At 36.5% G+C, this 13,583-nt stretch carries 16 protein-coding genes; 8 read left to right on the top strand and 8 right to left on the bottom strand.

What is annotated here, in order from left to right; genetic code table 11:
* Window positions 1-32: 32 nt before the first annotated feature.
* From BMS_RS17350 to BMS_RS16775, 3 genes are all read right to left on the bottom strand, one after another.
* Window positions 33-491, bottom strand: coding sequence for an RNA recognition motif domain-containing protein (locus tag BMS_RS17350; protein ID WP_075053417.1), 459 nt, complete (start codon window positions 489-491; stop codon window positions 33-35).
* Between the two features lie 81 nt (window positions 492-572).
* Window positions 573-2,924 carry a murein L,D-transpeptidase catalytic domain-containing protein gene (locus tag BMS_RS16770; RefSeq protein ID WP_014243796.1) on the bottom strand — a complete coding sequence of 784 codons (2,352 nt, stop codon included), beginning with the start codon at window positions 2,922-2,924 and terminating at the stop codon, window positions 573-575.
* A gap of 149 nt (window positions 2,925-3,073) precedes the next feature.
* Window positions 3,074-3,886, bottom strand: coding sequence for an Fpg/Nei family DNA glycosylase (locus tag BMS_RS16775; RefSeq protein ID WP_014243797.1), 813 nt, complete (start codon window positions 3,884-3,886; stop codon window positions 3,074-3,076).
* Between the two features lie 168 nt (window positions 3,887-4,054).
* Here BMS_RS16775 and BMS_RS05455 point away from each other — a divergent pair, with 168 nt between their 5' ends.
* From BMS_RS05455 to BMS_RS05475, 5 genes are all read left to right on the top strand, one after another.
* On the top strand, window positions 4,055-4,381 hold the full coding sequence (locus BMS_RS05455) for a hypothetical protein (protein WP_014243798.1): 327 nt from the start codon (window positions 4,055-4,057) through the stop codon (window positions 4,379-4,381).
* A gap of 2 nt (window positions 4,382-4,383) precedes the next feature.
* Window positions 4,384-4,662, top strand: coding sequence for an XRE family transcriptional regulator (locus BMS_RS05460; protein ID WP_014243799.1), 279 nt, complete (start codon window positions 4,384-4,386; stop codon window positions 4,660-4,662).
* A 70-nt stretch (window positions 4,663-4,732) separates the two neighbouring features.
* Complete coding sequence (locus tag BMS_RS05465) at window positions 4,733-4,906, top strand: hypothetical protein (RefSeq protein ID WP_157868244.1); 174 nt, start codon at window positions 4,733-4,735, stop codon at window positions 4,904-4,906.
* A gap of 104 nt (window positions 4,907-5,010) precedes the next feature.
* Window positions 5,011-5,295, top strand: a complete 285-nt coding sequence (locus BMS_RS05470) for a helix-turn-helix transcriptional regulator (RefSeq protein ID WP_014243801.1) — start codon at window positions 5,011-5,013, stop codon at window positions 5,293-5,295.
* A 25-nt stretch (window positions 5,296-5,320) separates the two neighbouring features.
* Complete coding sequence (locus BMS_RS05475; RefSeq protein ID WP_157868245.1) at window positions 5,321-5,881, top strand: endonuclease/exonuclease/phosphatase family protein; 561 nt, start codon at window positions 5,321-5,323, stop codon at window positions 5,879-5,881.
* A 475-nt stretch (window positions 5,882-6,356) separates the two neighbouring features.
* Here BMS_RS05475 and BMS_RS05480 read toward each other — a convergent pair whose 3' ends face one another.
* On the bottom strand, window positions 6,357-7,160 hold the full coding sequence (locus BMS_RS05480; RefSeq protein ID WP_014243803.1) for a hypothetical protein: 804 nt from the start codon (window positions 7,158-7,160) through the stop codon (window positions 6,357-6,359).
* A gap of 162 nt (window positions 7,161-7,322) precedes the next feature.
* Window positions 7,323-7,676 (bottom strand): methyltransferase family protein, encoded by a 354-nt coding sequence (locus tag BMS_RS16780; RefSeq protein ID WP_014243804.1) that lies wholly within the window; start codon window positions 7,674-7,676, stop codon window positions 7,323-7,325.
* Window positions 7,677-8,042: 366 nt separating this feature from the next.
* On the opposite strand from BMS_RS16780, the gene BMS_RS05490 reads away from it, so the two are divergent.
* Window positions 8,043-9,047: a phosphotransferase gene (locus tag BMS_RS05490; RefSeq protein ID WP_014243805.1), complete on the top strand. Its 1,005-nt coding sequence runs from the start codon at window positions 8,043-8,045 to the stop codon at window positions 9,045-9,047.
* 19 nt (window positions 9,048-9,066) lie between these two features.
* Here the strand turns inward: BMS_RS05490 and BMS_RS05495 are convergent, their stop codons facing one another.
* Both BMS_RS05495 and BMS_RS05500 read right to left on the bottom strand, forming a co-directional pair.
* A complete protein-coding gene (locus BMS_RS05495) occupies window positions 9,067-10,104 on the bottom strand; it encodes an NAD(P)H-dependent flavin oxidoreductase (protein WP_014243806.1) in 1,038 nt (345 codons plus the stop codon).
* A gap of 46 nt (window positions 10,105-10,150) precedes the next feature.
* Window positions 10,151-10,462: an ArsR/SmtB family transcription factor gene (locus BMS_RS05500; protein ID WP_044557325.1), complete on the bottom strand. Its 312-nt coding sequence runs from the start codon at window positions 10,460-10,462 to the stop codon at window positions 10,151-10,153.
* Window positions 10,463-10,585: 123 nt separating this feature from the next.
* Between BMS_RS05500 and BMS_RS05505 the strand changes: the two genes are divergently transcribed.
* The gene (locus BMS_RS05505) at window positions 10,586-11,776 is read left to right on the top strand and encodes an MFS transporter (RefSeq protein ID WP_044557326.1); all 1,191 of its coding nucleotides are present in this window, start codon (window positions 10,586-10,588) and stop codon (window positions 11,774-11,776) included.
* A gap of 26 nt (window positions 11,777-11,802) precedes the next feature.
* Here BMS_RS05505 and BMS_RS05510 read toward each other — a convergent pair whose 3' ends face one another.
* Window positions 11,803-12,732 (bottom strand): hypothetical protein, encoded by a 930-nt coding sequence (locus BMS_RS05510; RefSeq protein WP_014243810.1) that lies wholly within the window; start codon window positions 12,730-12,732, stop codon window positions 11,803-11,805.
* Between the two features lie 98 nt (window positions 12,733-12,830).
* Between BMS_RS05510 and BMS_RS05515 the strand changes: the two genes are divergently transcribed.
* A complete protein-coding gene (locus BMS_RS05515) occupies window positions 12,831-13,583 on the top strand; it encodes a Rossmann-fold NAD(P)-binding domain-containing protein (protein WP_014243811.1) in 753 nt (250 codons plus the stop codon).

The following is a 13,583-nucleotide window of genomic DNA, read 5'->3' on the forward strand; positions in this document are numbered from 1 at the left end:
AGTATAGTAAAGCAACCGAAGTAAGCTTGAAACTATTTATTTCTTAAATGGTTAAAAAGGTGGTGAAGACCTTCTTTACTATTTGTCGACTTTTCTTTTTTGATTTTAGCTTTGATTTCGTTCTTTGATGTCGCTACTTGTGGACGTTTCATTATCGCGTGCTCAGGATGAATTCTATCTTCAGCAATACTAACTTTGATCGTTCTTCCATCAACAAGTGTGCCGTTAAGCCCTTTTACAGCGTCTTTGGCGGCCTTAATTGTTTGCATCTCTACAAAGGCAATACCTTTACTTCTATCAAGCTTTTCGTCTTGAATTAAATTCACTTTTACCACATAACCAAATGGCTTAAATAATTTTAATATACCGTAGTCATTTCTCTTGTAGCTAAGATTGCCAATATAAACAACTGGCTTTTGGATATCTTCATTTATATGAAGAGTTTTCGGTTTGTTAAAGGATTTCGTAGTTTTTCCGTTAACTGGTCTCATAATGCGCTCCTTGAATTTAAGTAGCGCTGAAACTAACATCAATTGGTAAACATTACTAGTAAAAGGGTAGTAATTTCACCATTAATAAAATGACTTCATATATCTCTTTGAAATGATCTTAAAGAGGTCTGCCTCTTCATTAGTATTGATATCAAAATTCATCGTACTTGGGTTTCCACTTGTACCAGAAGAGGAGTCCGACGACTTCTGACTCGCTAGAGAGCGGTGATTGTTAAAGAGTCTGCTCCTCCCTTCCTTTTCTAACTCTTGTCTTCTTTGTTGGAGTAGATCGGCTTCACCGATATATCCCCCTGATAGACCTTTGGGGACAGAGCGAGTGTTCTTACCTTTAAAGTTAAGAGTATTGGAATTAGCGCCTCTCTTGTTCTTTGAGTTTTTAAGAAGAGAGTTAAAGCGAGAATTAAATGAGTTTGAAGAACTTGAATTTCTAGAGTTTGAATTTGCAAAGCTCTTAAGTCCATTGCCACCACTAAACTTAACTTTGTCAGCACTTACTTTGCTCTTTGATTTAGACCAATTGATAGCGGCCATTTCACTAGACTCATTTTCGTTTTCTGAGTCAGTATCAAAGCTTCCAATGTTGATAGAGTCAAAGCTACTTGAGCTCACACCATCTAGGTCCGATCGCTGTGCTTTAAATCTTAGAGCTTTTTTAAAGTAGTCTTTAGATTTATCTCCATACTTTATGATGATGTCATTTGCTTGGTGAGCGGCCTTTCTATTTTGAATAAGGTTTGCTCCAGAGGCCTCAATTGCTCGCGTACAAGGTGCTTGAATTTCTAGATCAATTGCCTGTGAGGAATCTATTTTAAATTGGTCAGTGAATGCTTGAAAATCTTCAGAAGACTTTGACTTCACTCGACTCATTTTTTGTTGGCACTCTGAGAGTAGAGATTCCTTAGTGGGAAGAGCATCTCTAAGTTCACTGAGTCTCTCCATTTTAGCATCTAAGAGTGCAGCCCTATCGCTAGACATTGTTTGCAATGTCGTCTGCGCATCTTTAAAAGATTGTTGAGCAGCATCTTGTATATTCACATCATTTTTAACTTGTTCAATTCTATCTTTAGAAAGTTGATCGTATGTTTCTTCTTGTTGTTCTTTTTGTACAATCTCAGCAACTTCCATCTGGTTGTATTCATCTACCATCTTTACACAATCTGGAAAGTCTTGCGCCTCCGCTCCGTTGTACTCACATTCAATAGCACCATCATTTGAAGCAATGGTCTTACTACTTCCTGGATCAGCCTTAAAAAGATTTAAAAGATTTGCGAGAAAATTTCCTGGAGCAGATAGAATTTTACCTAGAAGAGATTTTGCACCATCTCCTCCAGGCATAAGATCAGCAGTTCTTGAATTTAAAAAAGAAGTGGCGGTACAATCTTGAATCTCTTGTGCTCTCTCTTTTGCCATATCAACTGCAACGTCATTTGTAATATTATCTCCAGCTCTTCCTTCGATATCTTCTTGAAGATCTAGGTAAGAGGCCCTAAAGGAATCTGATGCCTGGTCAGCACCACTACCATTAGAGTCCTTAACTTGTTGGGCCCAAGGTTTATTAGAGAGTTGCTGACATTTTTGATAGAGCTGTGATCCATCTTGAACTTCACCACCTTGAGCGCCGATAGACTGTGTAGAGATATTAGAAAATTGTGGATTATCTTGTGCTCTCATTGATTGAAAGTCTTCATCACTAATCATAGGTAGTGGAACTGAAGAGAAATTAGATTGCTCATAACCGAGCATGGCCTTTTCTTTGTCGATCCACTGTGATTGTAATTGATCGTGGTGGGCATAGATGATTGTAGGACTCCCATCGGCCATGAGTTTTAATAATTTCTCTGGCAGAGTTCCATTGGGAACTGCAAAGCAGCCATGACTTCTTCCGTTTCTTGTGCCTTCGGGGAGATTGAATCTCACATACGCTGAATTGTGAAATATAATAAGTCTTTCGTAAGCATTATCATTTTCACCAGGATCTAGCCCGTAGAGGAACATTGCTTTTGAAAACTTACTCCAGTTTTTCCTTGTTCCTGTTTTATAAAAACCTAGTGAAGACTTTTTAGTTCCATTTGTATTTGAAAAGTATTGTGACATCAACTCCCCAGTTCTCGCACCATGGGAAACAGGAACATTGTATAGAAATCTTCCCTGCGAAAGATCGAAGAAGTACCATCTATGTCGATTACTAGGTTCGTTGAAATCAATTATAGAAAAAATAGGAGAGTCACTAGTTTTTCCTTGAGCTGCGAGGCTGTAGTAACCAGTGATTCCTTTTGAGAATGCATCAAAGTCTATTCCAGAGTTCTTCCCAAATTGACTATACATTTGTGACAATGTCATATCCCAATCTTGTTGGGCGTGGGCCATTGAAAATAATAGCGAAAATAAGAGAAAAACTTTTTTTAAATACATAGCTATATCCTAGCTTATGTATCGGTTTTTCCCCTATAAAGTTTAGTTATATTGGGAGGTTAGTTATTGATATTACGTGATATCAAGAGCTTCACTAGATTAAGGTAAGAGATCTTAAAGCATGCCTTAGGACTTAAAAAATGGGCATTCTACTTCTGGCACTTAGGACAGTAGTAAGTTCCTCTCTGAGCAAGGTAGAGCTTCTTCACTGGAGTCTCATGGCAGAGTTGGCAAATCTTTTGATAGAAGACGACTAGGTGACCGACACCATTTCCTTTTGATCCCGTCGTATCAGCGTAGCCACCTTGAAAAGTTGTCCCACCTGTTTGCGTGGCCCCATCAATAACTACGGCAGTGGCCTTATGCATTTTTATGATTTCATCTTTAGTGAGAGACTTATTTCTTCTAGTTGGTCTTACGCCGGCTCGAGCGCAAATTTCATTGACGATATAATTTCCCGTTCCTGCGTAGAGTTTCTGATCGAGTAGGTGAACTTTGATTTGTCGATTGGGATACTTCTTAATTGTTGTGCTTAAATACTCTGGAGTATAGGCCTTATCTTTTAGATCAACTCCAAGCTCATCGAGTTTTTCCTGAGTTTGCAATTTATCTAATTGATACATATGACCAAAGCGGCGCGGATCAACGTAGCTTAAATATCCACCTTTATGTTTAATGCATAGGTGATTATGTTTTACACCATTAGGATCAGTGGGTTTCTCTTTTCCTATTCTCCATCCACCAGTCATACCCAAGTGACTCAAGAGAAATTCATTCTTATCCAACTCAAAGTAGAGTAGCTTACCCTTTCTGTGAACAGCAATAATCTTTCTACCACTCAATTCAATCGGCGTATGTGCAATCCCCGAAATCACTTTCGACTGAGTACACTCCAGCACCTTAATCGGCATGATCTCGTTTAATTGATTCTTAATTGTTTCGACTTCGGGTAGTTCGGGCATACATCCACCTTAATTAATTTGATAACTATTTTACCCATTTTAGATTAGGAATAAAAGATACATCTTAAGAATAAGTATTCGATTTATATAGAATATTTTCGTAATACTTTCATTATTGCCTCTTGTAGTTGGTAAATTTACCAACTGTGTGGTATATTGGAGGTAGCTTTGATTGAAAGACCTAGTGCTTTAGAAATTGTTGAAGCTAGTATTGAGTTTAATTTTCTAAACTATACAAAGTTAGAAATTGATTTAGCTCATGTAAATAAAGATGGTAGGTCTTCTTACACTTGTGAAGATGTTGCTGAGATTGTTTCACATTTGTTAAATGATCTTAGACTAGAGGCCAGTGATGAGAAGAGTTTTGGTGAAGAAATCTGCTCGTACTTTGTTAGAAGTGGTGAGTTTAAAGATAAGAGATATAAACTGGTATTTTGTGTATGTAGCGATAGACCAGAATCAATTGGAGTAATAACACTCCATAGAGTGAGGTAAGTATGAATCCTTATGAAGTAGACATTGATAAGTTACAAGAGTCTAAGGAAGTTAAAGATGAAAAAGAGCTTTTAAAATTAAAGCTTGTTTCAGCTTTTTTAAAGGCAAGTTCAAAAATGTCATCAGAAGAGATTATTTCTCTTACAGGCCTTCACAAGTCTGATCTTTCAAGACTTCGTTCGATGAACGTTAAGAGATTTACGATTGATAAGATTGTAGGGTTACTTGATGATTTAGGTTTTTCTACTAAGATCGATGTTGCTAGGAAAGAGGCTTCTTAGATTGATTGGGACACCAAATATAGAGAAGTTTTGGTCAACTTTAAGCATTCTTTCGTATAAAGTTAAGTATATGGAAATTAGAACAATAGATGAAAGTGAATATTCAAATGCAAAAGCACTCCTTTTAAAATGTTATAAAAAGCAAGCTCCGATGCATATAATTGAAAAAGAAGAAACTCTTGCATGTGTCAAGGATGAAAGAGTTATTGGTATAGCTTCATTATGGAGGAATCAATTACCTTAGACCAGTCAGGTGGTAGGTTAATATACACAGTTATTAAAGATGCTATTGTAATTAAAGTAATTAAGATTACATCTGATCACGATTATTCATAGGAGGCCAGTATTATGAGTTTTAAAACTGGAAAATTGACAACAGGTAAAATTCTAAAGGCATTTCGTAATAGATTTGGCCTTACTCAAAAAGAGGTTGCAAGTGCTGTTGGTGTATCTATCTCTAATCTGTCGGCACTAGAAAATGATAAAAGAAATATAGGTGCTGAATTAGCTGGAAGATTTTCTGTCATTTATGGAGTCAGAGTTGAAAGACTTCTATTTCCTAATGGGCTTAAAGAGTTAAAGGGCTATAAGAAGTTAGAAAGACTTAAAAGTAAGTTACAGGATGCAGCCTAATTATCAAGAAACGCAAAAACAGAAATTGGAATTAAAGACAATTGACTTTGTTGGCTTATTTGTTGTTTTTTGTTCCGTAGTTTCTATATTTGATGAACGTTATTATCTCTCTGATTTATTAAGCTCTTTTCGCTTTCAATATCTGAATTTTCTAGTTGCTTGGTTACTGTATACTTTAGTTATTCGAAAAAAAATCTTTATTGTTAGCGCATTAATTCCTATTGCTTTAAATCTTTTTTACCTTGCTCCAACATGGATTGTGGACAAAATTGATAAAGCTGATCTGAAGATTTATTTTGCGAATTTATTAAGTAGTAATGATAAGTATGACCTTGTTATAAATGATATTCTTAAGAAAAGTCCCAACCTAGTTGTTTTACAAGAAGTTACTCAAGCTTGGGAAAAAGAATTAAGTAAATTATCAAAAAAGTATCCTTACAAAGTTGTAGTGTCTCGTGAAGATAACTTTGGAATCGCAGTCTATTCAAGTATTGAGTTTAAATCTTATAGGACATTTATAAGTTCTGCAGGGTTAGAATCATTATTGGTAGCGCTAAAAGTGTCCAATGAAAATATAACAATGTAAAAGTGAATTCTTCTTTTCTGCTCTTCAATTTCCTTAAAGCGTTGGTCATTGATTGGCCTATTCACATGAAGCCATACTCTTTTTACTTTTAAAGATATTGATTTTAAAAAAGATGAAATATTGAATTTTAATAAAACCATTTAATCCCCCTGATTAATTTCAGTTCGTTTCTGGTTTTATATATTGCGGATTACGTGCCAAGTTTTGAAAATTGGTATGCTTGAATGATTTTGATAGCTTATGGAAATAGAGGGTAAATTATGAGAAATAAACTATCGCACTAAAGTATCGCGCGATAGTTTAAAGTATTGCATGGTTGCGATAGTTTTTTGGTTGTCTGTTTTTGAATGGATGACCAATACTTAACAGGGGGAGCTAAATCAAGTAATGTTGTACTTTAATAAAAAAAGAGCACCCAAATATTTGGGTGCCCTAAATTATATATCTTGTTTTTAATTTAATATAATTCAATTATCTAGATTCTTCCTTTCCCTTTGACAGAAATATCAGCTTCACATGAATCTTGTCCTTGGAAATCTCTTATACTACGCTTATCAACAATTTCACAGCTCTTAAAATATTCTGAACATAAAGTTTTTGCTTGTTGAGTGGCCGCACGCAATGCTCTTTCACAGTTTTCATCAATATTAAGAAATTCATCATTTGAAGTAAAATTAGCAAAGAATTTCTTAGGTTTATACCAAGTTGATTCAAATTCTAAATAATAGGAATTAGAAAACTTAATATCTTCATAGTCTTCATTGCCTCTAAAAACTGTTTTTTCTTGCCCATCTATTTTATTCGTCAAATAAATCTTTTGCTCAGAAGGATTCAAAGAAATAGAAGTACTGAAGTAGCCACTAAAATATCTTGACGTTGAAAACCAAGAACTATGTAGACTCGCTTCTGAAAAAGACTTTTTATCTTCATCGCATAAAATCATCCCTTGATCCACATTGTTACAATTTTTATAGTAAATACTATTTTTGGATGTTTTATTCAAAATTTTGTTGGAATTATAGAAGAACTGAGAACTTAACCAAAAAGGCTGATGAATAACACTTGGTACACGCTCAATTTCGCGACAATAATTATCGCGATGTAATGGAGTCAAAAAGTGAACTTTAACACTTTCTTTTGAAAAACTTAGATATAAATTACAAGGAGAATGTGAACCTTTTAAAGTATAAAATCCATCGTCAAAATGATCATTTAGGCTACTGGCATAAGCAGTAAGTGAAAAAAGCGAGAATATTATTGGAATTAGTTTAGATCTCATATGGGTGTCTCCTTCTATATTTTTTGAAATTTATATAAAATAAATATAAATCTGGCAAAATAATAACCTAGAGCCCCACCTTAAATACAGGAAAGAACATACATATTTGACTAAAATATCTACTTTTTTAGATGTCCCAATTGATAGTGCACTGTGGTGGAGTTATGCCAGAACCTTGTTCTCAGCCTTAATTCTAATCAAAAATAGGGACATACTTAAGAGGTAAAGGTAAATATTCGACGTATTCAGCACTAACCACCCAACCTGAGCAATAGCATAGCCAAGATACATAGGGTGGCTCACAAAGCGATATAAGCCTTTAGTGATTTTCTCCCCACGCTTGGCAGGAGATACCCCTAACTTTGTTCCAAGGTCAATTGTGGCCAAAGTGACAATTAGAAAACCTACAATAGTAAATAGGTTTGCTATTAGGGAATGAAGTCTTGTTTCCATCCCTAGAGGGGCAGATAAATATAGTAGAGGTAGACCGCTGGATAGGTAAGCTACTGTGGCCATGATTTTACTTGTAAAACTAAGTGATTGTTAGTACTGATGTAGATGCCCATTGGAACGCTTCCTTCGGGTGCAGACCACGCTGAAGCACCCTTTAATACTACTATCTCATTGATTTAATTAGTTGTTCAATAAGTCGGGTCTATTCATCGGGTAGTTCGGGCATATTTATACTTTGTTAGGCTGAATTTAAACTAGTTCGTTCTACTGTCGTGTTCTTGTTGTCTTTTCTCATCATTCACCATAGTGGTAATCATATATTTAACTTCTAGTTAATTGCTCTTATATAATCAAATGTAACAGTTTATAATAGTTACTATACATTCTTAGTACTTCAAAAGTAGACGAAGAATTTTTAAGGGTCATTTTATGAGCAAACAATTTTGGATAGATCAATTCGCACCAACTGACTCTGAGTTACAATCTAGCTTTCTTAATCTAAATATTACTGACTGTAAGAGTACTGTTGAAGAGATTGGGTTTTCTTCTGCTAGTGGAGTGTCGTACGACAGTGCTGAGAATAGAGTATTTGGATTTGATGAGATTGTTGTTAAGTTTTATCGTCCGGGTAGATGGTCTAAAGAGGCCATAGAAGAAGAGTTTGTATTTTTAAAGGACCTACAAGATCATGGTGTGTCCTTTGTTAGGCCAATTGGTGAGGTCGGCACGTGGAAAGGTTTAAACTATATTGTATATGAAAGAGTGGCAAGGCCCTATGTGGATGATCGATCTATTCTTGATGAAGAGTCAGTTAAGAGAATGGTTCATACTGTCGCGCAAATTCACAAAGTCGGCGCAAAGAGAGAAGCATCTCATCGACCATTCTTTAACCCTAAAGATATGGGTGAAGGTTGTTTTGAAGTAATTCAAAGAGCTGGTTTTTTACCTACTTCGCAATTTAAACGTTATGAAGACGTAATCAGTGAGTTAGTTAGGAAAGTCGCTTCATTTGGAGATATTCCTATTCAAAGGATTCATGGGGATACTTATAGTGGCAATGTCTTATGGAAGGGGAGTCATCCCATCTTTATGGATCTCGATGACTTTCAAGTCGGGCCTGTTGCCATTGATGTTAAATTACTTAGCTTTCCATGGAGATTGGATTCATTATCAGAACAGATGGATAGGCGTGAGAGACGTGCCATTCAAAATGAAATGGTTCTAAAATTTTATAGAGAAGTGAATGACTTTCCTAAAGAGTGGGAGAAACTCTTTCCACTTTTAAGTGTCTATAGAGATATTCAATTTGATGCTTGGTTTTCTGCCAGATGGAATGAGCCGGGCTTTGCTAAGAACTACGAAGATGATGATATAACCCAAGAGAGTTGGTGGCTTGAGAACCTAGAGGGGCTTGAGGATTTACTCAATAGCTAGAGTGCTGAATTGTAATTTTTTAATCATTAAACAATGACCGAATAAAGCTCTCAGCATCCATTCTATGGGGAATGCGATTACTTCCTGACCATAGAGACATAAACTCTGTGCTACCTGATTCCTCTGTAACTTTCTTAAGTGGTGCGACCAAAGTCGATGCGTAGGGAAATTCTGGTACGTCTTTAGCTATTGGACCGACCTCATTTATAAATCTATTTCTAATTCCTCGTGCGGGTCTTCCACTGAAAATATTTGTTACAACTGTTTCTCCGTTTCCATGTAGGGATTCTCTATATAGGGGAGAGAGTGGAACTTCTGGACAAAAGAGAAAGGCGGTTCCTAGTTGTACAGCGCTTGCGCCACTTTTTAGAGCTTGCTCTACATCACTTGCACTTGCTATTCCACCGGCGGCTATAATAGGTAATGTGATTTTAGATCTCATTGCGCTTATAAGGGAGTTTGTAGGCAGTTGCTCATCAGTGTCTGTTAGAAAGGTCGCACGGTGACCACCGGCCTGTGTGCCTTGAGCAATAATAATATCGCAGCCTCTTTCTTCAAGCCATAGGGCTTCGGAAACAGTTGTCGCTGAGGAGAGTATGATGGCACCAGTGTTTTTCACTCGCTCTAAAAGTCTTGGTTCAGGAAGTCCAAAGTGAAAACTAACTACAGTTGGTCTTAGTTCTTCAACGAGTTCACAAAATGTGTCGTTGAACGGAGCACGTGTTGCACTTACTCTTTTCTTATCGGGATCTAATCCAAACTCTTGGTAGTATGGGAGTAGGCGCTCTTTCCAACGCTCTTGTTGTTCACTACTTTCTTCTCTTTGTTGATGGGCAAAGAAGTTTAGATTTATTGATCCAGAAGTTTCTGATTTAATTCTTTCGTATGCGCTGCGAATTTCATCAGGAGTTAGCATGGCACAGGCAATAGACCCTAGTCCACCAGCTCTTATGACTGCCGAGGCCAGTTCAATGGTATTAATTCCGGCCATAGGGGCCTGTATAATTGGTTTTTCTATTTTTAAAATTTTCATGAGATGAGTATTCAAGTCATTCATAAAGTGTCCTCAATGAGTTTTATAAGTACGATCAGTCTTTGGATTTCTACTGACTAAGTAGGTACTTAATTATGCTCTTAAATACACCGGGGAATCTGTTCTCTAATTCTTCAGTTCTTAGGGTATTATAATGTTCTTTTCCTTCTATTTGAGTTTGAACAATTCCAGAGCTTCTAAGGATTTTAAAGTGGTGAGACATGCTAGATTTAGGTCTATCTAATTGAAGATCGCCACAAGTCATAGCTTCATTAGTACTTGCCATGAGTCGTATAATCTCAACTCTTGCAGGATCAGACAGTGCATACATTACATCTGTAATATCTATGTCTTCAATATTGGGTAGTTTCATGAGTCTCATACTTCCACTATAACACGCAGGTTGACTTAATTCCAATGTTCGAATATATTCGTACTATCGAACCATTTGGGAGCTATATCTATTCCTAAAAGGGGGAGATTTGAATCTCTACAATAGGAATTTATGAAAAATAAAACTGCGCTAAGTCTATTCTCTCTGGCCATAGGAGCCTTTGGAATTGGTTTTACTGAATTTGTCATAATGGGGCTACTTCCTGAAATCGCTTCATCAATGAATGTCACCATACCTGAGGCTGGTTACTATATTTCTTCTTATGCTTTAGGAGTTGTCATTGGCGCTCCACTGCTAACAATATTTGGAAGAACATTACCGCCTAGAAAGATGCTCATCTATCTAATGGCCATCTTCGCTGTCTTTAATGGAGTTTCCGCTCTCGCGCCTAATTCAATTTCTTTAATCTTATTAAGATTTTGTTCAGGTCTTCCTCACGGAGCTTTCTTTGGAGTAGGTGCTGTCGTCGCAGGAAAGATTTCCGCTCCTGGAAAAGAAGCTTCTTCTTTTGCAGCAATGATGTCAGGTCTAACTATCAGTAATATCATCGGTGTTCCATTTGGGACTTACCTTGGTCAAGCAACGAGTTGGAGATTCTCTTTCGCGTTAGTTGGATTGATTGGTTTACTCGCTATTCTTTGTATTTATATCTGGGTTCCAAAGATCAAGCATGAGGCTCCAAAAGATCTTTCTCATGACTTCAAAATTTTTAAAAACCCAAGGCTTTGGTATATTATCGCAGTAATGTCTATTGGATTCGGTGCTTTCTTTGCTTGGTTTAGCTATATTACGCCAATACTTCTTAAAGTTACTAATGTGTCTCAGGGTCATATTCCTTATGTTCTAGCTTTTGCTGGTGTTGGAATGACGTTTGGAAATTGGCTAGGAGGTAAATTAGGAGATACGCTCTCACCAATTAAAGCGGGGATATTTTTACTGGTTTCTATGATTATTATACTAACTCTCGACGCTTCGTTGGCCCAGTATAAAATACCAACATATATTCTCACTTTCTTAACGGGAGCAAATGCTATGGCCCTTGTTGCTCCTCTACAACTTCTTCTCATCAATAATGCTAAGGAGTCACCATTTCTTGGGGCATCTCTTGGGCAAGCTGCTTTTAATGTCGGAAACTCAATAGGAGCACTGCTTGGTGGATTGCCAATTGCTGCGGGCTATATTCTATCATCCTCATGGTGGGTAGGGGTTGTTCTCGCATTTCTTGGTTTATTAATTATTTTAAAATTAAAGTCATTTCGTATAAACGATATACAAGAAGAGGTCTTAGAAGTTGTGAATTAGAATTTGGAACTATCACGCTTAAAGCTTTAAATATTTACAAAGCATTCATATCGTACGGCCCTTCTACCGTTTGAATATGCTGTTTTATAAGAGGGGAGATTGTGAGCATCTATAGTTCCCCAAACAAAGTTTAAGTCCGAGCAGAAGTCCTTTATAAATTTCTGCTGGACGACTTTTGCCAGACCTCTTCCTTTCCATTTCTTAGAAATAAAGATCTCGTGAAAATAGACAGCACTAGAGCCTAGAAAGTCACTTCTCTCTCCTGCAATAAGTCCAATGCGCTCATCATTTAAGTAAACGAATTTAAGAAGACCCTGCTCTAATGAATCTTCCATCGAGCTACAGCTATTGACTGTAACTTTACTTTTAAGATCGGGCGCATCGAGGTGGAATTGGTCATAACCATCCTTATACCAGTCATAGTAGGAATTATCTTTAATAGCTTCGAAAGTTATTTTGCCTTCGTTTGACCAGTTGGGACACTCTATAATTTCTTTGGTACTAGCAACCATGTATATAGACCCATAGAAATCAGCATCGACTTTTATGGCATTATGAAAGTTTATGTAAAGAGGCTTAAAGACTTCAAACTCATGTCTTACTTTTTGATAAATCTCAAGGGCATCGGCCTTAGAAGTGATGGAAAAATTTGCTTTTAATTGTACGAAGGGAAGATCTGGGTTTGCGCCCTTATGTCTTATTCCATAGATTACTTTCTTATTATCTTCTAGTTCAAGAATCTTTTCGGCGTAATCATCTGACTTTGTATCATTAACTTTAAAGTAGTCTAGTCTCGCTCTCTTTGTATCTTCAGAGTTTAAATCTCTATATTCATCTAGAATTTCTTCTTCTATTTCTTTGAGCGCTTTATTGTTATCAATACTTAATGAACTCAGTAGATAAGTATTTAATTCTGCCGTAGCAAATGATTTTAATTCTGCTGCATTTAATTCCATTTAATTAACCTTTGTCCTATTTCTTTATTATTGTATAGGCATCATCTAAAAGATATGAGTTAATTATAGAAATTTTACAGAGATGATTAAAGTTAATTATGAAAAAGAATTTATTAGTTTTTGGTGCAGGTAATCTCGGAGAGAGGGTAGGATGTCTTTGGAAAGAGCGCTATCCTGAAGCTTCAGTATTTGCTATCACACATTCAAAGAGTAAACACTCTGCCTTAATGGATAAAGGTCTTATTCCACTTCTTGGAAGTGATGAACTACCAAAGGCATCTCATATTATTTTTTCAATACCACCAAAAGACGATTATTTAGATCTGATAAAGAGGGCCCTAGAGTGTTGGGATAGAGTAGGGAACTTCTTATTTATTTCTTCCTCGTCGATATTCTTAGAGAATAATTCTGGGATTGTGAATGAAGAGTCTCCAATAGATCATGAGCATCGCTTGGCAGGGCCTGAAAATCTTGTCGTTAATAACTCTGGAATTATTCTAAGGCTTTCAGGTCTCTATGACCAAGTGAGAGGTCCCCATATTTATTTAAAAAATAAAATGAAGCTCAATTCTTCAAGAGATTCATTTTTAAATTTAATACACACTCTCGATGCAGCAAAGCTTGCTGTTAACGTCCTCGTAAATGGACAAAGAGGATTTCGTTATCTTGGGTGTGACTCAAACCCTATTACTAAGGATGAATTTTCTAAGATCGTTCTCGGAGAAGAGTCTAAAAATGTAGTATTTGCTAATGAATCATCTACAGGTAAGAGATGTGATAATAGTTGGACTAGAGATGTTTTGAGCTGGCAGCCGATGTGGCCAAGCTTTAAGACATGGTTTCAGTCTTAG

This window comes from Halobacteriovorax marinus SJ (genome assembly GCF_000210915.2).
Classification (GTDB): Bacteria; Bdellovibrionota; Bacteriovoracia; order Bacteriovoracales; family Bacteriovoracaceae; genus Halobacteriovorax; species Halobacteriovorax marinus.